The 23664-nt window shown below is 40.8% G+C and carries 22 protein-coding genes, 2 tRNA genes and 1 riboswitch; all 24 genes read left to right on the top strand.

Translation table 11 applies throughout. The features are described from left to right. Positions 1-46: 46 nt before the first annotated feature. The 24 genes from sdhA to B5354_RS19440 all read left to right on the top strand — a co-directional run bounded on the left by sdhA (position 47) and on the right by B5354_RS19440 (position 23628). A complete protein-coding gene (gene sdhA, locus B5354_RS19555) occupies positions 47-1798 on the top strand; it encodes a succinate dehydrogenase flavoprotein subunit (protein ID WP_079530459.1) in 1752 nt (583 codons plus the stop codon). A 15-nt stretch (positions 1799-1813) separates the two neighbouring features. Beyond that, the gene (gene sdhB / locus B5354_RS19550; RefSeq protein ID WP_079530458.1) at positions 1814-2578 is read left to right on the top strand and encodes a succinate dehydrogenase iron-sulfur subunit; all 765 of its coding nucleotides are present in this window, start codon (positions 1814-1816) and stop codon (positions 2576-2578) included. Positions 2579-2704: 126 nt separating this feature from the next. Next, positions 2705-5026 (top strand): ATP-binding protein, encoded by a 2322-nt coding sequence (locus B5354_RS19545; RefSeq protein WP_079530457.1) that lies wholly within the window; start codon positions 2705-2707, stop codon positions 5024-5026. Beyond that, entirely contained in the window at positions 5023-5673 is a 651-nt protein-coding gene (locus B5354_RS19540; protein WP_079530456.1) for a response regulator transcription factor, read from the top strand. The genes B5354_RS19545 and B5354_RS19540 overlap by 4 nt, the downstream gene beginning before the upstream one ends. Positions 5674-5768: 95 nt before the next feature. Beyond that, the gene (locus B5354_RS19535; protein WP_079530455.1) at positions 5769-5993 is read left to right on the top strand and encodes a helix-turn-helix domain-containing protein; all 225 of its coding nucleotides are present in this window, start codon (positions 5769-5771) and stop codon (positions 5991-5993) included. Positions 5994-6190: 197 nt separating this feature from the next. Continuing rightward, positions 6191-6652 (top strand): MarR family winged helix-turn-helix transcriptional regulator, encoded by a 462-nt coding sequence (locus tag B5354_RS19530; RefSeq protein WP_079530454.1) that lies wholly within the window; start codon positions 6191-6193, stop codon positions 6650-6652. 8 nt (positions 6653-6660) lie between these two features. Beyond that, positions 6661-7482: a glutamate racemase gene (gene racE / locus B5354_RS19525; protein ID WP_079530647.1), complete on the top strand. Its 822-nt coding sequence runs from the start codon at positions 6661-6663 to the stop codon at positions 7480-7482. A 328-nt stretch (positions 7483-7810) separates the two neighbouring features. Beyond that, positions 7811-8911, top strand: a complete 1101-nt coding sequence (locus B5354_RS19520; RefSeq protein ID WP_079530453.1) for a GerMN domain-containing protein — start codon at positions 7811-7813, stop codon at positions 8909-8911. A gap of 142 nt (positions 8912-9053) precedes the next feature. Continuing rightward, entirely contained in the window at positions 9054-9812 is a 759-nt protein-coding gene (gene rph, locus B5354_RS19515; protein WP_079530452.1) for a ribonuclease PH, read from the top strand. A 4-nt stretch (positions 9813-9816) separates the two neighbouring features. Further along, the gene (locus B5354_RS19510; RefSeq protein ID WP_079530451.1) at positions 9817-10413 is read left to right on the top strand and encodes an XTP/dITP diphosphatase; all 597 of its coding nucleotides are present in this window, start codon (positions 9817-9819) and stop codon (positions 10411-10413) included. Positions 10414-10427: 14 nt separating this feature from the next. After that, the gene (locus B5354_RS19505; protein ID WP_079530450.1) at positions 10428-10955 is read left to right on the top strand and encodes a metallophosphoesterase family protein; all 528 of its coding nucleotides are present in this window, start codon (positions 10428-10430) and stop codon (positions 10953-10955) included. 90 nt (positions 10956-11045) lie between these two features. After that, positions 11046-11119: transfer RNA gene (locus tag B5354_RS19500), tRNA-Gly, on the top strand. Between the two features lie 34 nt (positions 11120-11153). Continuing rightward, a tRNA-Arg gene (locus B5354_RS19495) sits at positions 11154-11227 on the top strand. Between the two features lie 288 nt (positions 11228-11515). Then, positions 11516-11637: riboswitch (SAM riboswitch) on the top strand. A gap of 355 nt (positions 11638-11992) precedes the next feature. Further along, complete coding sequence (gene cobA / locus B5354_RS19490; protein WP_079530449.1) at positions 11993-12769, top strand: uroporphyrinogen-III C-methyltransferase; 777 nt, start codon at positions 11993-11995, stop codon at positions 12767-12769. 18 nt (positions 12770-12787) lie between these two features. Beyond that, complete coding sequence (locus B5354_RS19485; RefSeq protein WP_079530448.1) at positions 12788-13540, top strand: sirohydrochlorin chelatase; 753 nt, start codon at positions 12788-12790, stop codon at positions 13538-13540. Positions 13541-13615: 75 nt separating this feature from the next. After that, positions 13616-14434 carry a uroporphyrinogen-III synthase gene (locus B5354_RS19480; RefSeq protein WP_079530447.1) on the top strand — a complete coding sequence of 273 codons (819 nt, stop codon included), beginning with the start codon at positions 13616-13618 and terminating at the stop codon, positions 14432-14434. Positions 14435-14522: 88 nt separating this feature from the next. Then, entirely contained in the window at positions 14523-16373 is a 1851-nt protein-coding gene (locus B5354_RS19475) for an assimilatory sulfite reductase (NADPH) flavoprotein subunit (RefSeq protein WP_079530446.1), read from the top strand. 86 nt (positions 16374-16459) lie between these two features. Continuing rightward, the gene (gene cysI / locus B5354_RS19470; protein ID WP_079530445.1) at positions 16460-18178 is read left to right on the top strand and encodes an assimilatory sulfite reductase (NADPH) hemoprotein subunit; all 1719 of its coding nucleotides are present in this window, start codon (positions 16460-16462) and stop codon (positions 18176-18178) included. A 55-nt stretch (positions 18179-18233) separates the two neighbouring features. Beyond that, on the top strand, positions 18234-19409 hold the full coding sequence (sat, locus tag B5354_RS19465; protein WP_176142540.1) for a sulfate adenylyltransferase: 1176 nt from the start codon (positions 18234-18236) through the stop codon (positions 19407-19409). Between the two features lie 21 nt (positions 19410-19430). Then, complete coding sequence (gene cysC, locus B5354_RS19460; protein WP_079530443.1) at positions 19431-20033, top strand: adenylyl-sulfate kinase; 603 nt, start codon at positions 19431-19433, stop codon at positions 20031-20033. Between the two features lie 291 nt (positions 20034-20324). Further along, positions 20325-20696: a VOC family protein gene (locus B5354_RS19455; RefSeq protein ID WP_079530442.1), complete on the top strand. Its 372-nt coding sequence runs from the start codon at positions 20325-20327 to the stop codon at positions 20694-20696. Between the two features lie 51 nt (positions 20697-20747). Continuing rightward, positions 20748-21749, top strand: coding sequence for an LLM class flavin-dependent oxidoreductase (locus B5354_RS19450; RefSeq protein WP_079530441.1), 1002 nt, complete (start codon positions 20748-20750; stop codon positions 21747-21749). Positions 21750-21916: 167 nt separating this feature from the next. Next, the gene (locus tag B5354_RS19445) at positions 21917-23179 is read left to right on the top strand and encodes an ammonium transporter (RefSeq protein WP_079530440.1); all 1263 of its coding nucleotides are present in this window, start codon (positions 21917-21919) and stop codon (positions 23177-23179) included. A 128-nt stretch (positions 23180-23307) separates the two neighbouring features. Then, positions 23308-23628: a MerR family transcriptional regulator gene (locus B5354_RS19440; protein WP_079530439.1), complete on the top strand. Its 321-nt coding sequence runs from the start codon at positions 23308-23310 to the stop codon at positions 23626-23628. Positions 23629-23664 lie beyond the last annotated feature (36 nt).

Genomic DNA, 23664 nt, shown 5'->3' with positions numbered 1-23664 from the left:
TACTTGAACGTTGATCTATTGAAAGTTAAGGGAGTGAGGTTCAATCATGTCGAATAAAAATATTGTTATAGTTGGTGGAGGTCTTGCGGGACTTATGGCAGCTATTAAGGCAGCAGAGCAGGGTGTACATGTCGATATGCTGTCACTAGTGCCGGTAAAGCGTTCTCACTCTGTTTGTGCTCAAGGCGGTATTAACGGCGCTGTTAATACAAAAGGTGAGGGTGATTCACCTTGGGAACACTTTGATGATACAGTTTATGGTGGCGACTTTTTAGCTAACCAGCCGCCTGTTAAGGCTATGTGCGATGCAGCACCAAGTATCATTCATCTATTGGACCGTATGGGTGTTATGTTTAACCGTACGCCTGAAGGTTTGCTTGATTTCCGACGCTTTGGCGGAACACAGCATCACCGTACTGCATTTGCCGGAGCTACAACTGGACAACAATTGTTGTACGCTCTTGATGAGCAAGTTCGCCGTCATGAAGTTAATGGTCTCGTGACTAAATACGAGAACTGGGAATTCCTTTCTGCTATTATTGATGAAGATGGAATTGGCCGTGGAGTCGTTGGACAAAACCTTAAAGATCATGAAATCAAAGCATTCCCGGCAGACGCTGTTATCATGGCGTCAGGAGGACCTGGAATTATATTTGGTAAATCAACGAACTCTGTAATCAATACTGGTTCTGCAGCGGGTTCGCTTTATCAGCAGGGGGTAAAATATGCGAATGGTGAATTCATTCAGATTCATCCAACTGCTATTCCTGGTGACGATAAGCTGCGCCTAATGAGTGAGTCAGCTCGTGGTGAAGGTGGACGAATCTGGACTTATAAAGATGGTGAGCCGTGGTATTTCTTAGAGGAGAAGTACCCAGCATATGGTAACTTAGTTCCTCGTGATATTGCTACACGGGAAATTTTTGATGTGTGTGTAAATCAGAAGCTCGGTATCAATGGTGAAAACATGGTTTATCTTGATCTGTCTCATAAAGATCCTAAAGAATTGGATGTTAAGCTAGGCGGAATTATTGAGATTTACGAGAAATTTGTAGGAGACGATCCTAAAAAAGTACCGATGAAAATTTTCCCTGCCGTGCACTATTCTATGGGCGGCATGTGGGTAGATTTTGATCAAATGACAAATATTCCTGGTATCTTTGCAGCCGGAGAGTGTGATTTTAGTCAACACGGTGGAAACCGCCTGGGAGCTAATTCTTTGCTGTCTGCAATCTATGGCGGAATGGTAGCTGGACCTAATGCAGTTAAATATACGGAAGGCCTTGAAACTATATCTGATGATATGACTTCAGCTCTATTTGATGAAAAAGTGAAGGAAGAGCAAGAGAAATTTGAAAAGATTATGAGCATGGACGGGGATGAAAATGCCTACCAGATCCATAAAGAGCTTGGTGAATGGATGACAGACAACGTGACTGTTGTTCGCGAAAATGACAAGCTGCTTAAAACAGATGAAAAAATCGTTGAACTGATGGAACGTTATGAGCGAATCAATATTAATGATACTTCACGCTGGAGCAACCAGGGTGCAATGTTTACACGCCAGCTATGGAACATGCTTCAATTAGCTCGTGTGATTACTCAGGGCGCCTACAATCGTAACGAGAGCCGAGGGGCTCACTACAAACCAGAATACCCTGAACGTAATGACGAAGAATTTCTGAAAACAACAATAGCAAGTTACGATAGAGAAAATAATAAACCTGTAATTAGCTATGAGAAAGTAGACACATCCTTACTCGAGCCGCGTAAACGCGATTACTCGAAAAGTAAATAAAGGAGGACAATGATCATGAGCGAAAATAAAACGGTTACGTTTGTCATTACGCGCCAAGACGATCCCGAATCTAGTCCTTACGAAGAAACATTTAACATTCCCTATCGTCAAAATATGAACGTTATTTCCGCATTAATGGAGATCCGTAGAAATCCAGTGAATGCTGATGGAAAAGAAACAACGCCGGTATTTTGGGAGATGGGATGTCTGGAGGAAGTTTGCGGCGCATGTTCTATGGTTATAAATGGAACGCCTAGACAATCCTGTACAGCACTTGTGGATCAGTTAGAGCAGCCAATCAAATTAGCTCCGATGACAACATTTCCGGTAAACCGTGACTTAGCTGTAGATAGAAGCCGTATGTTTGACTCCTTGAAAAAGGTAAAAGCCTGGGTGCCAATCGATGGGACTTACGATCTTGGGCCTGGACCAAAAATGCCGGAAAGCAAGCGTCAGTGGGCATATGAACTATCTAAATGTATGACATGTGGGGTCTGCTTAGAAGCTTGTCCCAATGTAAATAGTAAGTCTGATTTTATTGGACCAGCATCACTTTCTCAGGTTCGCCTGAAAAACGCTCACCCAACAGGGGCAATGAATAAGAGTGAAAGATTGCAAACGATCATGGACGAGGAAGGTCTGATGGGATGCGGAAACGCGCAGAACTGTGTGGAATCATGTCCTAAAGGAATTCCTTTGACAACTTCAATTGCTGCACTTAATCGTGATACAGCCATTGAATCGTTCAAGAGCTTCTTTGGAAGTGATGAACGAGTTTAATTAGCGAAATGTACAGAAGTGCCCTAGTCTAACTACAATGTTAGGCTAGGGCACTTCTTTGTTTAAAGAATTGAAATGTCATAGTATAATAGATAGGATTGAATTCATGCAGAGGTGAAAATGAGCATGTCAAATTGGAAACAAACTGCACTTGTATCATTCATATTACTATCAGCTTGTTATATTATCCTAATATCTCTGTCTCAGCCCTTAATTGGAGTTGATTTAGAAAGAAATCATAATGGAGATCTGGTCATTTCTGAAATTAAAGAAGGCTCTTGGGCCGATGAAAATGGGATAGAAGTTGGAGCTGTATTAACCGCAGTTGAAGGGAAATCACCTGAGGACTATTATACGGTCCGGATGTTCCATGAATTGGAAAACACTGAATCGTTTACCGTTGAAAAATCAAACAAACAAGTGACTTATTCTTCTATTAATGAATCTACCTTGCTGCATTGGACTTTATTTATTCTTTTGCCTATATTATTTTTAATTGCAGCATTTTGGATCTCAAGGATTGTGCAGAAAAAAGTGGAAAAGCGTTTTTCAGCTAATCAATTAATACTCTATTTTTTGCTCATTGCTTTAGGATACTTAAGTAATAGTGGAGCAGTTCGGGATGATTTATACAGTATTTTTCTTAATTCTATTCTCTTTATTCTATCACCCGTAGTACTCATTCAATTTCTTTATAATTACTTTGCCGAGTTGAAAGTATATTGGTTCTCAAAGAAAATTTATCAAATTTTGTATGTTATTGTCAGTTTGGTAACAGTACTGGAAAGTTACTTTCTTATAACGACTAATTACCCTAGTTTTTTTTACAATGTGCCCCCCTTTTCACTGCTAGGCCTTTACATCATATTATTTTTCATTATTTATAAAGGGTTGCATAGTTACAAGGATACTTCTGTTGGAACTATTTTTAAGTACATGAGTGTAGGGATGTCGGTAGCTTTCTTTCCATACATTTTTCTATATTTAACTCCTGCGCTGACGATTAAGGAGAAAATTATTCCCCTGGAAATAGCTGCTTTATTTTTGATCGCCTTACCCATTACATTTATGTATTTAGTGACGAGAGAAAGGTTAATTGACATCACCTTTGTCATAGGTCGTATTCGCTATTATGCCTTGTTATCTGCACTTCCAAGTGTATTAATACCTTGCATTCTCTCTATTTATATAGAGGGAGAATTTGCAATGATTGATTATTTGCAAATCTATCTGGCTGCACATGTTCTGCTCATTTTATTGTTATCGGTCAAAGAAGGACTGGACTTCCGTTTGCAAAAGTTCTTGTTCGTGGCTAAATACAGTTATCAAGAGAGTATGCATAGAATGTCCAAAGATATGAAAGAACAGTCAAATGCCGTTGACTTAATGAAAGTAATGCGAAAGGAAATAGGAAATGTTTTAAAAGTACGGGAGATGTATATATATTCTATTCATAATCATCGAAAAATGTATTGTGTGTATGATCCTATCCCTACTGATATACTTGATCATTTTGACGATTACTTTCCGAACCGGCAATATGATATTGGCTCAATTTTGGAAACAGATAAGGGATTTGGCGTAATAGTAGGTTTTACTTTAGATAAAGTAACCATGCTTTGGTGCAGAGGGAAGAAAGACTATACGAATTTAAACCGAGATGAAAAAACGTATTTACAGACTATTTCTCATAATGCCAATATTGCCATTGAGAATATGAACTTAATTGAGGATTTGGTAAAAGAGTTACGAACATTACGAAGCGATCAAACTCATAAATCTCCTACCTGGCTCTCAAGATTGTTATTTACGATTGCAGAGAATCAGAGAAAACAGTTGTCGATTGATCTTCATGACACAGTCTTACAAGAACAGTTATATTTATACAGAAGGATGGATGATTTAATTAACAAAAGGCCAGGGTTACCGAAGACCTTGGAAGCAGAGCTTTCTATTTATAAAGAATCACTTTTAGACAGTATTCATCTCATACGTGAAACATGTAATGAATTACGGCCGGCTTTTATTGAAGAGATGGGTTTGGTTCATTCTCTAGAGAACTTAATAGAACAATATCAATTACGTTCAAACTTTACGGTCTATTTTACTAGTGACGGGTTTGACGCCAAGCTTGATCAGGAGTATGTACTAGCTATTTTTCGGGTGGTCCAGGAACTGCTAACCAATGCAGCTAAACATTCAAATGCAAAAATTGTAAAGCTAAGTTTATCCAACAATCCACATCAAATCATGCTGTTATATTCTGATGATGGCCAAGGAATGGATTACTCCCTCCAGAGAGACCTATTTTCTCACATCGGTCTATCAGGCATTGAACAGCGGGTAAACGGATTAAATGGTCACCTTGAAATAGAAACAGCACCAGGAGAAGGTTTTAAATCAATCATTACCTTTCCTTATGAATTATCAAAGGAGGTAGGAATATGACCCGTATATTGATTGTCGATGACCATCCGGCTGTAGGAGCCGGGACAAAAGCGATGCTTGAACAAGAAAAAGATATGAAAGTCGATGTCACAGACCAGGCGAGCGAAGTAGAAAAGCTAATAAAGAATCATTCATACGATATTATGCTGCTTGACTTATATATGCCTGGGATTAGCGGAGTAGATCTTGCGAAGAAACTGAAGAGGTCTTCTCCGGATCTAACCATTCTGATTTATACTGGCTTTGATCTGAACACCCACTTTAATATGATGGTTGAAGCTAATATTAATGGATTTGTCAGTAAAACAGCTACAAGTGAACAACTGATCACAGCCATTCGATGTGCACTTCGAGATGAAGTGGTGATCCCTCTTCATCTGTTTAAACAGTTGAGAAGGTCAGAAGCGAGCATTAGTCACTCTGTCAATAAGAATGAAGGAGCAGGGCCATCTCTTAATGAAAAAGAGCAGTCTATCCTTAAGGAAGTGGCCTCAGGATTAACAAATCGTGAAATTGCTCAGTCACTGCATATGTCTCAGCGGAGTGTCGAGTACACGTTAACAGGAATTTTTAACAAGTTGACGGTCAAATCGCGGACTGAGGCCTTATTTAAAGCTCAAGAACTTGGACTGGTATCTAAATCGTAAACGGCCGACACGAGGCCATGTTTTTGCACATAAGATATGATGACTAAATAATTCCCCTCAAAATAATAGCTAGACAACAAGGGAGGGGTACGCTTGTGAAGGAAGACGGCTACAGGCCAACACAAATTCTAACCAAGCGAGAGCGAGAAGTTTTCGAGCTTCTAGTGCAAGACAAAACTACGAAAGAAATTGCTAATGAACTGTTTATTTCTGAGAAAACAGTTCGGAATCACATTTCGAATGCTATGCAGAAGCTTGGGGTTAAAGGAAGATCCCAAGCCGTAGTCGAGTTATTACGGATGGGGGAACTTGAACTCTAAAGGTAGATGTGTTGGTATGAGGAATGGGTAGGGCCTTTCAGGTAATGGATGAAAATTTCACTCCATACCTGAAAGGGTTTTTAACAAGAAAAGACAATTTTCTGACGTTTTTTAGACAATTCGATAAAAATTCTTGAATTTCTCAAAATAAAACGGCAGTATTAGGAATACATTTTATTGTGTGGGGAGTGCTGATCGTGACAGAATCGCATGCAGCATCATCAATTGCTGATGTTGAAAAAGAATTACGGTACATATCAGGTATCATAAAGCATCAAGGGCGTGAAATCTTAAATCATTACCCGATTACCACTCCGCAGTTTGTAGCTTTACAGTGGCTGCTTGATAAAGGAGATTTGACAATAGGCGAGCTTTCAAGGCATCTTCATTTAGCGTGCAGCACTACCACGGACCTTGTCGATCGTCTCGAAAAAAATGAGTTAGTGGAGAGGGTCCGCGATTCTAGGGATCGTCGGGTTGTCCGTACACATCTCTTAGAAAAAGGTACACACATTATTCATGAGGTAATAGAAAAACGCCAACACTATTTACAAGAAGTTCTCAAGGATGTTTCAGAAGATGAAATGAACCAATTAATCCGTTTATTACATGTACTTCATGAAAATATGCGAGAAACATCTAAGGAAAAACAGAAATGAGGGATTTCATGGGACAGCCGATAGGTGTGATTGATTCCGGAGTTGGAGGATTGACCGTTGCCCGCGAATTGATGCGTCAACTCCCTAAAGAAAAATTTATATACTTGGGTGACACGTTGAGGTGCCCTTATGGACCACGGCCTAAAGATCAGGTGAAGGAATTTACCTGGCAGATGGTACATTATCTAATGCGACGTGACATTAAAATGCTTATTATTGCTTGCAATACAGCGACCGCGTACACATTAAATGAACTTCAGTCCTCCTTGTCGATTCCGGTAATTGGTGTGATTGAACCGGGAGCTCGGGCCGCAATTAAAGGCAGCAGAAATAAACGGGTAGGTGTAATCGGGACAGAAGGTACGATAAAAAGCCAAGCATACCCAGAAGCTCTCAAGGCAATTGATCAATCTATACGAGTAAATGGTCTTGCCTGTCCTCCATTTGTCCCTATGGTGGAGAATGGAATCTTAGAAGGGCCGAAAGCGGAAGGGACCGTAAGATCGACTTTATTACCTTTAAAAGAGATGAACCATATTGATACATTAATTCTCGGATGCACCCATTATCCACTCATTAAGGATTTAGTACAGAAGGAAATGGGAAGCCACATTAATGTAATTAGCTCTGGTGAAGAAACCGCCAGCGAAACTAGTTTAATCCTGGCATACCACAACCTTTTAGAACAGGAAGATAAACTCCCTGTTCATGAGTTTTATACGACAGGGGACATGGAAAAATTCAGGCTAGTGGCTAATAGGTGGTTTGAGGAGCCGATCCGAGTACTAAAGCTTATTGAACTTGAACAATTCGAGAAGACGGCAAAGTAATCTGGAAGTTTTGCAATGACTTGTGATCATAGTTAATTTTTCTGAAGGATTGATTAATAAATAGACAAGCTGTTGATCTCATACCTTTTTTTTGTAACCTGAAGCAGCTTACTCTAAGTACATCTTCATTAAGAATAAAAGTTTAACCTTCAAGTTTTGCTCAAAGCTTGAAGGTTATTTACGTCCTTCAGAACTCGTTAGTCTATTAAGTACCCTTACGATAACACTAATTCTCTTAAAATTCTTGCCCTGCAACATAAAATCAGTGGTCTAAACTTCATTATGGCTCGTATATATGGTAGTACAAACTATCATGGGAGGGAATAGCATGAAAACATGCGGAATTAAGCCCTTATCGATTGCCGTACTATTAAGTACAGGATTGCTGTCGGGTTGCTTATTTGAAGGGGAGCAAGCACTAGAGGAGATGGATGCTCCTCCAGAAGAGGAGACGGCAGCAACTCCTGAAACGAATACAAAGGAGTCACCGCCAGAAAAAGGCAGTGGTGAAGCAAGTGTTGAAGAAGAAGGGCAGGAAGAAGCTGCAGAAACAGTGGCAAGAGAATTATTCTTAATTGATTCTAATGGAATGGTTGTTCCTCAGACTGTAGAACTTCCAGCGTCTAAGGAGGTAGCTACCCAAGCACTAGAATACTTAGTTAAAGACGGACCAATCTCAAGTTTATTGCCAACAGGCTTTAAGGCAGTATTGCCTGCTGGAACGGAAATTTTAGGGCTGAACTTAAAGGATAATGGCACGATGGTGGTCGACGTCTCCAAAGAATTTAAAAATTATCAGGCTGGTGAGGAACAAAAGATTTTGCAAGCTATGACGTATACAGTTACCCAGTTTGATAATGTGGACCGAATGAAGCTGTGGATTAATGGACATGAACTTAAGGAAATGCCTGTGAACGGGACTCCGATTAATGGAGGAGTTTCCCGTTCAGACGGGATTAACGTCCATGTTGGCGACCAAACTGACGTGGTGGGAAGTAAAGCCGTAACGGTGTACTTCCCATCACAACAGGGTGACGGAGAAGTATATCAAGTACCGGTAACAACGAGAGTAAACACAGAGGGTGATTTGTATACTTCTTTGGTACAAACACTCCTCGATGGACCAGCACTTGGAACATCCCTGCTTCAACCTTTCAGTGAAGGAGCGCAAGTGACAAGTGCTAAACTCAATGAAGGTGTGTTGAGTGTAACCTTCAATGAGGCTCTGTTAAATGGACAAGAATCTAAAGCTGTGTCTAAACAAGCTCTTGCCAGCCTTGTTATGAGTTTAACAAATATGAATGATGTGGAAGCGGTTGAAGTAAAAGTTGAGGGGGTTGAACAAGTCTTAAATGAAGCAGGGAAGCCACTGGCTGAACCTGTAACACGCTCAGATATCAATGGAGCGAATGAACCTGGAAGCTTATAAAAAAGAAAACCACGGGCCACTATAATGACGTAGTGGTCCATTTTTTACATAAGACCTCAAAGAGTGCCGCCTGTCTATAGACCTTTATTTATGTTAAGATGGGCTAGGTATAGTTGGAAAGAACGAAAGGGAGGACATACCGATGAGAAGCGGACGCGCAGTCAATGAATTAAGGAATATTACAATAGAAACAGATTATGTTAAACACCCAGAAGGGTCTGTATTAATAAGTTTCGGGGACACTAAAGTGATCTGTAATGCAAGCGTAGAGGATCGAGTTCCTCCATTTCTACGCGGACAGGGAAAAGGCTGGATTACAGCAGAATATGCTATGCTGCCGCGTGCTACAGAACAGCGAAATATTCGAGAATCTTCAAAAGGAAAGGTTTCCGGAAGAACGATGGAGATTCAGCGTCTTATTGGTCGCGCCTTACGAGCAGTCGTTGACTTGGACAGTATAGGCGAACGTACCTTATGGGTGGATTGTGATGTAATTCAGGCAGACGGTGGAACAAGAACGGCCTCCATTACTGGTGCTTTCGTTGCAGTTGTACTGGCATTTGGCAAGTTAGTTGAAAAAGGCGTATTGAAAAAACTTCCGATTAATGACTTTTTAACAGCTATTTCAGTTGGAGTCCTTCCTGATGGAGAAGAAATTTTGGATCTTTGTTATGAAGAAGACAGCAAAGCCCACGTGGATATGAATATTGTCATGACAGGTCAGGGAGAATTTGTAGAGCTTCAAGGAACTGGAGAAGAAGCCACATTTTCCATGAAACAGCTACAGACAATGATATCATTGGCCCAAGAAGGCGTAACAGAGCTCACTCAGCTGCAAAAAGATGCAATTGGAAAATGGGCTGATATTATTGAAAAGTCATCAGCCGTTACGGAGAAATAACCCTATGAAGGAATTAGTTATTGCTACAAAGAATAAAGGAAAAGTTGATGAGTTTAAGGAAATGTTTGCGAAATATCATATCACAGTAAAATCATTGATGGATTTTGATCAGAAGGTCGCTGATATCATCGAAGATGGCGATACTTTCGAAGAAAATGCAATCATCAAAGCTGAGACAATTGCAGAGCAATTCCAAATTCCTGTCGTTGCAGACGATTCTGGTCTTGAAATTGATGCTCTAAACGGTGCCCCTGGTATTTACTCCGCTCGTTATGCGGGTGAAAAAAAGGATGACTTCAAGAACGTAGAAAAAGTTATGAATGAATTGAGTAATGTTCCCGAACAAGATCGGACGGCTCGTTTCGTTTGTGCAGTTGCTGTTGCTCGTCCTGGACAGAAAACTTTTGTGGAAAGAGGCACCTGTGAAGGGCGGATTTCGATGGCACCAGCAGGCGATAATGGTTTCGGATATGACCCTATATTTATTCCAAGTGGTTCTGATCGAACAATGGCAGAGTATACTTCTGATGAAAAAAATTCAATTAGTCACCGAAAGCATGCTATCCTAAAAATAGAGCAATGGTTACAGGATTTATCATAAAAGAGGTGTTTATGATGCCGAAAGTATTAATTATTAGTGATACTCACGGATTAACTAATGAAGTAATGGAGATTAAACAGCGCCACCAGCAAGAAGTGGATGAACTCATTCATTGTGGTGATTCGGAACTTAGTTCCCAGTCTGAAGAGTTAGAGGGTTTTCATTATGCCAAGGGGAATTGTGATTTCGACACCCACATGGAGAATGAACAAATTGTTAAAATTGGAGACGTGTCTATTCTGGTTGTACATGGCCATTTACATCAAATTAAGTCAACTTTAATGCCCCTATCCTACCGGGCAGATGAACTTGGAGCTCAAGTAGCTTGTTTTGGACATTCGCATATGGCAGGAGCGGAAAAAGTGAATGGCAAACTGTTCATTAATCCAGGGAGTGCCAGACTGCCGAGGGATCGAGAAGAACCGACTTACGCAATTCTGGAATGGGAAACACTTGATAATATTGAACTTCAATATTATCAAGTGACTGGGAAGCCTATGCCAGCGTTGAGAATGGAAACATCTCTAGCAGCAAAGAATTAACTCTTTGCTGCAGAGTTGTTGACAAATACAAAGTGTTTTACTATAATTATCTTTGTCGGAAAAACAATTCGTTCATAACTTTATTGTTTTGCGGGTGTAGTTTAGTGGTAAAACCTCAGCCTTCCAAGCTGATGATGAGGGTTCGATTCCCTTCACCCGCTCCAATCCAAGCTTACATAATATTAAAATCTAGTACTTGTCCCAGTAGCTCAGCTGGATAGAGCAACAGCCTTCTAAGCTGTGGGTCGCAGGTTCGAATCCTGCCTGGGACGCTAACCAAAAAACGCTTAATCTCTTTTGAATAAAGAGGTTAAGCGTTTTATGTTGTCTTTAAGCCTCGTTATCAGGTAAGTTCATCGATAGCTGACTCTTTCACTAATCATTTTAAATGATGTTAAATCACTAGTAGATATCCAGAATTAAAGCGGAATCAGTTGATCGGAAAACTTAGTTCGTTATAACAGAAAATAATAAATGTTATTAATTTTCCCATAGTCTATTGACATTTTTTCTAAACGTGGATAGTATATATACCAATAATTCAATAACAAATTTTCACATTCTTATCGTGAGAGGTGGAGGGACTGGCCCTTTGAAGCCTCGGCAACGGATCTGGTGAATTACCATCAGAAAACTGTGCCAATTCCAGCAGATGCTTTTTTAGGCATTTGAAAGATAAGAAGATGGGTAGTTAAATGTATGTGTTAAAGCCTCTCTTCTTATTGTTGATAAGAAGAGAGGTTTTTTTAGTGTGACAAAACTAAAAGTTAGGTGGGATGTAAAAGGAAAGGGTTGAAATCCAGAAAGTGAATCCAAGGATATGAGAAAAAGTGCGGCATGATTTCCAACTAATTATCTGGGATTACTATGAATTAAATGATCAAGATACCAATTTGATTGAATAAGAAGACTATTGTTGTAAAGCCAAATCTGGTGGCTTTTCGTTACAGGAATTTATTGGGTTACATGTTGAGAGGTATGGCCGCCAGTCATTTAGGAATGTGGTTGGAACTCGAACAAGGAAAGAGGGGGGACTCATGAACAAAGTTTATATCGTTGGTGCTGGGCCGGGTGATCCTGAATTAATTACAGTGAAGGGCTTGAAGAGAATTCAACAAGCAGATGTCATTTTATATGATCGGTTGATTAACCCGGACTTACTGGAGGAAGCGAGAGTTGAAGCAGAACTGATTTATTGCGGTAAACGTCCTGACCATCATTCGTTAGACCAAGCTGCCATTAACGAACTTCTTTGCAGCTATGCTCAACAGGGTAAATCGGTGACGCGTTTAAAGGGCGGTGATCCCTTTGTTTTCGGAAGAGGTGGAGAGGAAGCGGAAGTGTTAGCAAAAAATAAGGTTCCTTATGAAATCGTTCCCGGAATTTCCTCTGGGGTAGCGGCACCGGCTTATGCAGGTATTCCAGTTACACATCGTAACTATAGCTCGTCTGTAGCCTTTCTGTCAGGGGTTAGCAAACTTGGCTGTGATCAGGAAGAATATTGGGAGCACGTTGTAAAAAGTATGGACACCTTGTGTATTTATATGGGTGTTAAAAAGCTTCCCGAAATTTGTGAAAGGCTAATTCGTCATGGTCGTGATCCTGAAACACCGATAGCTTTGGTGGAGTGGGGCACTACAGAACATCAGCGTACTGTTACAGGCAGCCTCAAGAATATTGAGGGAAGAGCTAGTGAACTCAAGAATCCTTCGATGATTATTGTGGGAGAGGTCGTGAAGCTTCGGGATCAGCTGCAATGGTTTGAACAGCTTAAAAATGATGCTGAACTACTTGTTCCCTCAATTGTGGGGTAAAAGGAAGGAGCCATTTGCATGGAAACTGTTTTATATGTAAGTCATGGGAGCCGAGTCGAGAAGGCACGTAAAGAAGCTGTTTCCTTTATTCAATCCGTCCAATACAGGGTTGACATTCCATTACAAGAAATATGCTTCTTAGAACTTGCAAAACCCGATATGGGGCAAGGGATCGAGAATCTCATCGAACGTGGTGCGACAAAGATTGCTGTTATCCCTGTCTTATTGTTGAGTGCTGGTCATTACTACAAGGATATACCGAAAGAGATCAGTCATGCGCAACTTCGTTATCCCCACGTTGATTTTGTGTACGGTCAAACGATAGGGGTTCAGGATCGAGTGGTTGATGTTCTTGTTCAGCGTACACGCGAAACAAAGGTGGTTCCTCATGTTGATGCTAATATCCTGCTGGTAGGAAGAGGCAGCCGTCATCAAGAGACTAAAGAATCGATCGAACAAATCGCTTGGAAATTACAGAGGAAAATGAACGCAGCTAAAATATCAGTCAGTTATTTAGCAGCCTGTTCACCCTCATTTGAAGAAGGACTGCAAGCATCGTTAAGAGAAGGATGGTCCCAAACCTTCGTCGTACCTTATCTCTGGTTCACCGGAGTGCTTATCCGTTCAATGCAAGAAAAAATTAATGAGATAGAACAGACAGATCGGCAGGTCGTGCTGTGTCAATACCTTGGCAGCCATAGGGCAATGGTGGACGCTTTGACTGATCGAGTTTATGAAACCTTGCATAATGAAAGCAGTTTGAGCAAATAGAGTAGGATACAAAGAACTGAATGTATAAGCCAGCACTGCAATAAACGGAGCTTTCGTGAAAAGGAAGGGTGGCCCATGAATGGATTAACAGGAAAGGTTATTGGAGTAGCGGCTGATCGAAGTGCAACTTCACTCAGTAGCTTGATCCAGAAAAAAGGTGGCACACCAGCAGTCTATTCGATTCAAGGGAAGCAAATTTTAAATGAACAAACCAGTCAAGATAATATTGAAGATTTTCTTTCTAAATCTTTTGATTGGGCAATTTTCACAACAGGAATAGGCGCTCAAACGTTGGAGGACACCTCCATAAAATCGGAACTCTATAGGGCTTTTATTGAAAAATTAAACAATACGCGAGTGGCAATTCGCGGGAAAAAGACATTGAATTGGTGCCAGAAAAACGGTGTTAGAGCAAGCATAATATCTGAAGATGGAACAATGGAACATCTCGTAAAGACTTTTTCAGAAGAACAAATAGATCGCAATTTCCAACGTGTTTTTCTGCAAGCTTATAGTCATAATGATGCAAAGCTGAAAAAGGAATTAAAGAAAGCTGGCTGTCAGGTTTATCTGTCTCAGCCCTACTCCTATGAAGAACCAGATACTCAGGTGCTGGACAATCTGGGAAAAGCTATTAAGACTCAACTACTGCATGCTGTTGTCTTTACAAGTAAAACACAGGTCAAAAATTTAGTTAAGAATCAACGTGACAACCATGAAATCATTCAGGCTTTCAATAACCATGTGTTGGCTGTGGCTGTTGGAAAAGTTACGGCAAACGAGTTAAAGGAGAACGGGATATTATACGTTCTTCAGCCTGATCAACCTAAAATGGGACCAATGGTGCAAACTCTTGAACGTTACTACCAAAAAATGAACACGCACAACTATTGATTGGATTCGAGGGTGGACGTTCATGTTAGAACGTGAGCGCTAGATTAAAGGTTAAAAAATATACGGATAAATAGTGAGGTGGGTATTTTTGCAGTTCCAGGTAATGAATAGTCCTTTTAAACAAGAACAGGCAGACTTGTTAAATCAGGTCCTACCGTCAATGACAGAGAATCAAAAAATTTGGCTAAGCGGGTATTTAGCTAATTCTCAGGTATCGTCGACTACAGCAACAGCCGATCCAGTTATAGAAAATGTTTTGCAGACCGAAGCATCAACTCAAGCTGGCGTTCAAAATGCAACAAGAGAAGTGACAATCCTTTTCGGCTCGCACACGGGAAATTGTGAAGCGCTGGCTGGGGAAATCTCTGAAAAGCTGAAACAGCAAGATTACAAAGTCACACTATCGGTGATGGACGACTTTAAACCAAAGGCCATAAAAAAGGTTCAGGATTTACTTATCTTGACGAGCACCCACGGTGATGGAGATCCACCAGACAATGCGATGGCTTTTTATGACTTTATACATAGCAAAAGGGCACCAGCTTTAGATGATCTCAGATACTCCGTCCTTTCATTGGGTGATAGCTCTTATGAGTTCTTTTGTCAAACGGGTAAGGAGTTTGATGAAAGACTGGAGGAATTAGGAGGAAAAAGGATCTACCCTCGTATAGACTGTGACCTGGACTTTGAGGAGCCAGCAGAAGAATGGTTTGACGGAGTCCTAGCTACATTAAATAATGCAAAACAGGTGAGTGTTGAGGGGAGAAATGACGTTCAGCAAGATCAAACAGATAAGGTCATGAATAAACCGATGTATTCCAGAACAAATCCTTTTAAGGCAGAAATATTGGAGAACTTGAATTTAAATGGACGGGGCTCAAACAAAGAGAATCGCCACCTTGAATTAGATTTAGAAGGAGCGAATCTAGAGTTTGAACCGGGAGACAGTCTTGGGATTTTTCCGGAAAATGATCCTTCTCTAGTAGCTAAACTAATCGAAGAAATGGAATGGAATCCAGAAGAGCATGTTCCTGTAAATAAGCAGGGGGAATTGCGGCCATTGCGCGATGCCTTAACTTCAATCTTCGATATTACCGGATTAACGAAACCGTTGCTGGAAAAAGCAGCACAGCTTACTGCTAATAAAGAACTGAATAAGCTGATCATCTCAGAGCAACAGGAAGAACTGAAAGCCTACTTATACGGGCGGGATTTAATTGACTTAGTTCAGGATTTTGGTCCATGGAATGTTACAGCAGAAGAATTTACGGGGATCTTACGCAAAATTCCACCTCGTCTTTATTCAATTGCTAGCAGCTTAAAGGCTAATCCCGATGAAGTTCACCTTACGATCGGTGCATTAAGGTATGATGCACATGGACGTAAACGAACGGGGGTCTGTTCTGGTCAGTGTGCTGAACGATCACAGCCTGGAGACGCACTGCCGGTTTTTATTCAGCACAATTCAAACTTTAAGCTTCCTGAAAACCCAGATACTCCTGTCATTATGATCGGGGCTGGCACAGGGATTGCTCCTTATCGTGCTTTTCTGGAAGAACGAGAGGAGACGGGTGCAGGAGGGGAAGCATGGTTATTCTTTGGGGATCAGCACTTTGTTACCGATTTCCTTTATCAAGTTGAATGGCAAAAGTGGCTCAGTGAAGGTGTCCTAACCAGAATGGATGTTGCCTTTTCTCGTGATACTTCTGAGAAGGTGTACGTACAGCATCGTATGCGGGAGAAGAGCCACGACTTGTATCAATGGCTGCAAGCTGGAGCTGTTATTTATGTATGTGGGGATGAAAAATATATGGCTAAAGACGTAGAAGCTGTTTTGTTAACCATTTTGCAGCAAGAAGGGAATATGAATAAAGAGGAAGCCGAAACATATCTCACCGAACTGCGTAAGCAGAAACGTTACCAGCGTGACGTATACTAACCAGCTCATAGGCATCGAATATCATTCAGCGGCTTTGTTCAGCCGTGAACCAGTAGAATTGCAGTTTCATAGGGAAGGAGTTAATTATGACAAACAAAGCACATACCCACCTGCACGGACCACCGAGTGACATGGAGAAGATCAAGGATGAGAGTAATTATCTGCGTGGTTCCATTGCAGAAAACTTTGCAGATCGTATTACGGCAGGAATTCCAGATGAAGACACTAAGTTATTAAAGTTCCACGGAAGCTATCAGCAAGATGACAGAGACCTGCGAAATGAGCGAAAGCAGCAAAAGCTAGAACCAGCGTATCAATATATGGTTCGTGTTCGTTTACCAGGAGGGGTAGCGACACCTGATCAGTGGCTGACAATGGATAATCTAGCCAATAATTACGGGAACGGTACATTAAAACTGACTACCCGCCAGACGTTCCAACTGCACGGCGTATTAAAATGGAACATGAAAAAAAGTATGCAGAAAATCAATGCAGCTCTGTTAGATACTATTGCTGCTTGTGGGGATGTGAACAGAAATGTAATGTGCAATGTTAATCCAGATCAATCAGACTTCCACGCTGAAGTCTATGGGTGGGCACAAAAATTGAGTGAAGAACTTTTACCAAAAACCAAAGCCTACCATGAAATTTGGCTTGATGAAGAGAAAGTGCTGGACAGCCGCGACTCAGAAGGTGATAGAGAGCCAATGTATGGACCTTTATATTTGCCGAGAAAATTCAAAATCGGTATTGCTGTGCCTCCTTCCAATGATGTGGATATTTTCTCTCATGATCTCGGTTTCATTGCGATCATGGAGGAGGGTAAGTTAATAGGGTTCAATGTTGCTGTAGGAGGAGGCATGGGGATGACTCATGGGGATACCAATACCTATCCTCAATTGTCTCGAGTAATTGGCTTCTGTTCAGTTGATCAAATTGTTGAGGTAGCAGAGAAGGTCATCACGATTCAACGTGATTATGGCAACCGCTCAGACCGAAAAAACGCACGCTTCAAGTATACAATTGATAGATATGGGGTCGAGTGGTTTTTGCAAGAACTGCAAGCTAGACTGGGCTGGGATCTTGGTGAAGCAAAACCATACCACTTTGAGAATAATGGCGACCGCTATGGCTGGATCAAAGGCAGTGGAAAATGGCATTTGAATCTATTTATCCAGAATGGACGCATTAAAGATTCTGAAGATTATCCATTAATGACTGGAATAAGGGAGATTGCTAAAATTCATACTGGAGATTTCAGGCTCACACCGAATCAAAATCTAATCATTGCCAATGTCACGGAAGAAATGAAGCCTGCGATCGTGGAATTAGTCACCAAGTATGGACTAACAGATGGCAAACAAAATTCAGCCTTACGAAGAAATTCTATGGCTTGTGTCGCCTTTCCAACTTGTGGGCTGGCAATGGCTGAATCAGAGCGTTATCTTCCGGAACTTTTAGACAAGATTGAGAACATCCTTGATGAGGCAGGAATCAGAGATGAGGATATTATCATTCGGATGTCAGGGTGCCCTAATGGTTGTTCACGCCCGGGCCTAGGCGAAATTGCTTTTATCGGCAAAGCTCCTGGAAAATACAATATGTATTTGGGTGCTGGATTCACCGGAGATCGACTAAACAAGCTATATCGAGAAAATATTGGAGAAGAAGAGATTTTAGAAACGTTGAAGCCTATCCTTTTGCAATATGGAAAAAGACGCCAAGAAAATGAACACTTTGGAGACTATGTTGTTCGAGCTGGTTATGTGGAAGAAGTCACTTCCGGCCTTAACTTTCATTCATAATTTGATATCAAGCTGCAAATTTAAGCAATTCGATTAATTACAGGGAGGTTCGATTATGACAACAACTCAAACAGAACACACTACCATTTCGCCTCACGGAGGTGAACTGGTTATACGGGAATTGACTGGTTCACAACGTGAAGGTTACTTAAACAAAGCAGATTCATTGAAATCTTTAACCTTAAATGCTTGGAGCCTTTCAGATTTAGAACTTATTGCTATCGGAGGATTCAGTCCGTTAAGCGGTTTTATGGGGAAAGCGGACTACAATCGAGTTGTTGAGGAGATGCGACTTAAAGACGGAACAGTTTGGAGTATTCCGATTACCTTACACGTCACTCAGGAGCAAGCGGATGAATATGAAATTGGTTCTGAAATTGCCCTAGTGGGGGACGATGATGTTGTTTATGGTGTACTGGAATTGGAAGAAAAGTACACCTATGATAAAGAAAAAGAGGCACGTCATGTTTATGGGACGACGGATGAAGCTCATCCTGGCGTGAAAAATGTATTTAATAAAGGTGAAGTTCATCTTGCAGGCCCGATTTACCTAATAAATCGTCCCAGTCATGGTGAATTTGAGGATTTTTATTTTGATCCCTCGCAAACACGGAAGATATTTTCCGATCTAGGCTGGAATACAGTTGTCGGATTTCAGACACGTAATCCAGTTCATCGTGCCCATGAATATATTCAAAAATGTGCCCTCGAAGCTGTGGATGGATTGTTATTAAATCCACTGGTTGGTGAGACCAAATCAGATGATATACCAGCAGACATCCGTATGGAAAGTTATCAAGTCATCTTAAACCATTACTACCCGGCAGATCGTACGCGTCTTGTAATCTATCCTGCAGCGATGCGGTACGCGGGACCTAAAGAAGCTATTTTACATGCAATTGTCCGCAAAAATTATGGTTGTACACACTTTATTGTAGGTCGTGATCACGCAGGTGTAGGGGACTATTATGGAACATACGAAGCTCAAGATTTCATTGCTAAATTTGAAAGAGAATTGGGCATCCAAGTATTCAAGTTTGAGCATGCGTTTTATTGTACGAAATGTGAAAACATGGGAACGGCCAAAACGTGTCCGCACCAAAAAGAAGATCATGTGCACCTTAGTGGTACGAAGGTACGTGAAAAACTTCGTAATGGGGAAAAACCACCGAAAGAATTCTCGCGCCCCGAAGTTGCAGAGGTTCTTATTAAAGGGATGAGAAAAAAATAATGTTTACTTAGGAGGGTGAAGATGACTGAATCAACAAACATCGTATGGCATGATTCAGAAGTAACCAAGCTGGACCGGCGAAAGTTGAACAATCATAAGAGTGCTGCCTTATGGTTCACGGGCTTATCCGGATCAGGGAAATCTACGGTATCAACAGCATTAGAAAAAGAACTGCATGAATTGGGAATCCACACCTATCGCTTGGATGGAGATAACGTTCGCCATGGTTTAAATAAGAATTTAGGTTTTAGTCCCGAAGATCGGCAAGAGAATATTCGCCGTATTGGAGAAGTAGCTCATCTGATGGTTGATGCAGGACTAGTAACCTTGACGGCGTTTATTTCTCCATATCGTGAGGATCGAGATAGTGTTAGAGAATTGTTAGGTGAAAAAGAGTTTATCGAAGTATATGTGAAATGCCGTGTAGAAGAATGCGAAGAACGTGATCCTAAAGGTTTATATAAGAAAGCGCGTACTGGTGAAATTAAAGGTTTTACCGGAATTGATGCACCGTATGAAGAACCTATTAACCCCGAGATCACTATAGAAACAGATCATCAAACACTAGAAGAATCTGTGCAAGTGATCGTTAACTATTTGAAACAAAAAAGATATCTTTCATAAAAGCCACTGTATAAGTGGAATAGTATTATCGCAGCTGCCCCTTCTTTTAATGATATTATTGTTTTTATTATGGGATGGATATCCAAATTGACTACTTAACTTGTATGAATAGCGAAATTTTAAAAAGCTGTTAGAAGAACGCTGACACCCTCTTGTATTAAAGAGGGCAGCGTTTTTTCTAGATTTGTTTCCTTTCATTAACACTAAAGACAGCTAGAAACCATGAATTAATCAGAAAGGTGTTAGAATGGGATTATTAGCTAAAATTATGAAACGAAGGGAATTGGTAATATGTACAAAGGTATTCATCACGTATCGTTGCTCGTAACAGACATAGAGAGGGCAAAGAGGTTTTATGGAGAGGTGCTTGGATTTCAGGAAAGTAATGAACGTCCTGATTTTGGTTTTCCCGGGGCATGGTATCAAGTCGGGGAAACACAAATTCACCTTATTGTACATAAAGAGGGGAAAACTTTAAGAGGCGTGACCTCTATTGACTCAAGAGACGGCCACTTTGCCATCCGTGTGCAGGATATGGAGGGTTTTATTAAAAGAATGCACAGTCACCAGGTTGAGATATTGGATAAACCTAATAATCAAACGGAATGGCATCAAGTATTCGTGAGCGACCCAGATGGTAATGTAATCGAATTTAACATTTAAATAAGAAGTGATGCCCCGGCAGCCCTGATCAGAGAATGGAGGAAGATAAATGTGAAACTGAGTATACTGGATCAATCACCTGTATCATCGGGGACAACAGCTCATCAGGCGCTTATAGAATCCATGAAACTTGCAAAAACAGGTGAGAACTTAGGGTATAGTCGCTATTGGATTGCGGAGCACCATGATATTGCGGGATTATCTTGTCCGGCTCCTGAAGTCATGTTAGGTTACATTGGAGCCCATACAGAATCCATTCGAATTGGGGCCGGAGCAGTCTTGCTCCCTCATTACAAACCATACAGAATCGCTGAAACTTATAATTTACTAGCCACTATGTTCCCAGAGCGTATTGATATTGGAATTGGGAGAGCTCCGGGTGGCTCGGCCGAAGCAACAATGGCTCTGTCCGATAACTTTTTGGATCAAGTCAGAAGGATGCCTGAATCCTTTGATGATCTGCTTCATTTCCTGCAAAGTGATTTCCCCTCAGATCATTTGTTTTCTAAAGTATCTGCATCACCCCAACCCGAAGTTTTACCAGAGGTTTGGATGTTGGGGACGAGTGAAAAAAGTGCTTTACTCGCAGCACAAAAAGGAACAGCCTATGCATTTGGACACTTCATGAGTAATAACAATGACCCTGAGATTGTGCACACTTATAAACGAAATTTCAGTCGAACTGGTTTAGTGCAGCAGCCTCAGTTTATTCTCGCGGTAACTGTTGTGTGTGCGGAAACAACCGAACGAGCAGAGGAAATAGCTTTAAGTAGTATATTGTGGAGTATCCAGCGAAGTACAGGAGAAGGAGAAAAAGGCGTTCCTTCTGTGGAGGAAGCCAAACGATATACTTTCAGTGTAGAAGATCAACAAAAGGTTGAGAAGATGAGAAAGAAAATGATAATTGGTAATCCTAAGGCAGTAAAACAAAAACTAATAGACATACAAAGATTATATTACGCAGATGAAATAATCATCGTTACGATTACGCACCATTATGAAGAACGCATACAATCCTACAAGCTTATAGCAGAAGAACTGCTTTCTCATTAGATCCAAGACCTTATACCGTCGTCTAAAAATTATGGTGGTATAGGGTCTTTAGTTTACAAAACCTTGTTAGATTATCTTACAGCTTTATTGTTAGAATATTTCGATACTGGTACATTAATACTTAACAGATTATGTTAGTAAACTTTACACAAAGGGGATAAGTATTAATGGATGCTATTTTTCTAATGAATAATGTTTGGATTGTTGTCTGCACCGTACTCGTTTTATTCATGCAAGCTGGTTTTATTTTGCTGGAGGCTGGTTCAACTAGAATGAAGAATGCTGGACACATTGCTGGTAAGACAGTGTTTACAATCGGCATTGTATCACTTGTTTTTTGGATTGCAGGATATGGATTAATTTATGGAGAAGGGAATACTTTTATCGGTTTTTCAAATTTCTTTTATAGTGATGCATTCGCTATGGGAGAAGCATTGGCAGGGTCTGTAGACTTCTTTTTTCAACTGGCATTTGCTGCGATTGCTATGACGATTGCCTTCGGCGGGTTTGCTGAGCGGGCAAAATTATCAGCATATGTAATTTTTGCGGTATTATTTTCAGTTATGGTGTATCCTGTTATAGCTCACTGGATTTGGGGAGGGGGCTGGTTAGCAGAACATGGAAAGCAAGACTTTGCCGGTTCAACTGTGGTTCATTTAACAGGAGCGATGGCTGCCTTAGCTGCTACGATTATTTTAAAGCCGCGTATCGGTAAATATAATAAAGATGGAACATCCAATGATATTGCTGGACATAATCAAGTATTTACTGCATTAGGTGTACTCATCCTCTGGGTAGGCTGGTTTGGATTTAACGCGGGAAGTACATTTGGGGTAGCTGATGCCTTCTTTGGTTATGTAGCACTAAACACTCAATTAGCTGCAGGTGCAGGGGCGGTAGGAGCCATGCTTGTCGTCTGGGCAACTACAGGTAAAGCGGATGTACCGACAACCTTGAACGGAGCTTTAGCGGGACTTGTTGCCATTACAGCTTCTTGTGCATTTGTTGAACCATGGGCAGCGGTCTTTATTGGTCTGATTGGAGGAATTATTGTTTTCTTCAGTATGAGGTTCTTTGATAAAAAGAAAATAGATGACCCGATTTTCGCATTATCAGTTCATGGTACAGTTGGCGTATGGGGGACCCTTTCTAATGGATTATTTGCAACGCCTGAATTAGCGACTGTGGGGCAGGCAGGTTTATTTTATGGTGGTGGCTTTGAACAGCTTGGTGTTCAACTGTTAGGTGTTGTTACTTGTGGTCTTTATGCATTTGTTGTAGCTTTTATTATTTTGAAGCTAATGGAAAAAGTTATGGGGGGGATACGTGTCACGGAAGAAGAAGAAATCATGGGACTTGACTTGAGTGAACATGGTGGTTACGGATATCCAGAATATTTGTCAACTCCAACTACGAAGACAGGGGCATAGACCATCGCCTCGATTATAAGGAAGAAATGAATATGATAGTTTTAAAGTTTTATTAAAAATTAATCAAAATTGAAGTATTAAACTTTTGTTTAAGACTGACGGAGCATAAGGGAGAGGTGGGGGGCGCTTTGACCGATGACTATAAGAGTAAAAAGGTAATTTCTATAGGGGTGGTTAAGGAATTAACTGGCCTCTCTGAACGGCAAATAAGATACAATGAAGAGCGAAAGCTTATTTTCCCAGAGCGAACCGAAAATGGGACTCGTAAATATTCATTTTCAGATGTGGAAACATTGGTAAAGATAGCTGAAAAACGAGAAGAAGGAGTTCAGTCATATGAAATAAGCCAAGGTATGAAAAAGGAAAGAACTAAGAGAGAGGGAGAGCCCCAAATGCGCAGGAAGATGATCCGTGGTCAATTAAATGCGCATTTTCGTACGAAATCATAAAGGTGAAGTTTCAAGGTCAGGTGTTTAAAGCATAAG

The organism is Halobacillus hunanensis (assembly GCF_900166655.1).
In the GTDB taxonomy this organism is placed as follows: Bacteria; Bacillota; Bacilli; order Bacillales; family Halobacillaceae; genus Halobacillus_A; species Halobacillus_A hunanensis.
The sequence above is the reverse complement of the archived record's forward strand: the minus strand, read 5'-3'. Positions and strand labels throughout refer to the sequence as shown.

What these genes read in the sequence shown, in the direction of transcription:
- sdhA (WP_079530459.1), top strand. Translation starts at nt 47, where the DNA reads ATGTCGAATAAAAATATTGTTATAGTTGGTGGAGGTCTTGCGGGACTT.
- sdhB (WP_079530458.1), top strand. Translation starts at nt 1,814, where the DNA reads ATGAGCGAAAATAAAACGGTTACGTTTGTCATTACGCGCCAAGACGAT.
- B5354_RS19545 (WP_079530457.1), top strand. Translation starts at nt 2,705, where the DNA reads ATGTCAAATTGGAAACAAACTGCACTTGTATCATTCATATTACTATCA.
- B5354_RS19540 (WP_079530456.1), top strand. Translation starts at nt 5,023, where the DNA reads ATGACCCGTATATTGATTGTCGATGACCATCCGGCTGTAGGAGCCGGG.
- racE (WP_079530647.1), top strand. Translation starts at nt 6,661, where the DNA reads ATGGGACAGCCGATAGGTGTGATTGATTCCGGAGTTGGAGGATTGACC.
- B5354_RS19520 (WP_079530453.1), top strand. Translation starts at nt 7,811, where the DNA reads ATGAAAACATGCGGAATTAAGCCCTTATCGATTGCCGTACTATTAAGT.
- rph (WP_079530452.1), top strand. Translation starts at nt 9,054, where the DNA reads ATGAGAAGCGGACGCGCAGTCAATGAATTAAGGAATATTACAATAGAA.
- B5354_RS19510 (WP_079530451.1), top strand. Translation starts at nt 9,817, where the DNA reads ATGAAGGAATTAGTTATTGCTACAAAGAATAAAGGAAAAGTTGATGAG.
- B5354_RS19505 (WP_079530450.1), top strand. Translation starts at nt 10,428, where the DNA reads ATGCCGAAAGTATTAATTATTAGTGATACTCACGGATTAACTAATGAA.
- cobA (WP_079530449.1), top strand. Translation starts at nt 11,993, where the DNA reads ATGAACAAAGTTTATATCGTTGGTGCTGGGCCGGGTGATCCTGAATTA.
- B5354_RS19485 (WP_079530448.1), top strand. Translation starts at nt 12,788, where the DNA reads ATGGAAACTGTTTTATATGTAAGTCATGGGAGCCGAGTCGAGAAGGCA.
- B5354_RS19480 (WP_079530447.1), top strand. Translation starts at nt 13,616, where the DNA reads ATGAATGGATTAACAGGAAAGGTTATTGGAGTAGCGGCTGATCGAAGT.
- cysI (WP_079530445.1), top strand. Translation starts at nt 16,460, where the DNA reads ATGACAAACAAAGCACATACCCACCTGCACGGACCACCGAGTGACATG.
- sat (WP_176142540.1), top strand. Translation starts at nt 18,234, where the DNA reads ATGACAACAACTCAAACAGAACACACTACCATTTCGCCTCACGGAGGT.
- cysC (WP_079530443.1), top strand. Translation starts at nt 19,431, where the DNA reads ATGACTGAATCAACAAACATCGTATGGCATGATTCAGAAGTAACCAAG.
- B5354_RS19455 (WP_079530442.1), top strand. Translation starts at nt 20,325, where the DNA reads ATGTACAAAGGTATTCATCACGTATCGTTGCTCGTAACAGACATAGAG.
- B5354_RS19445 (WP_079530440.1), top strand. Translation starts at nt 21,917, where the DNA reads ATGGATGCTATTTTTCTAATGAATAATGTTTGGATTGTTGTCTGCACC.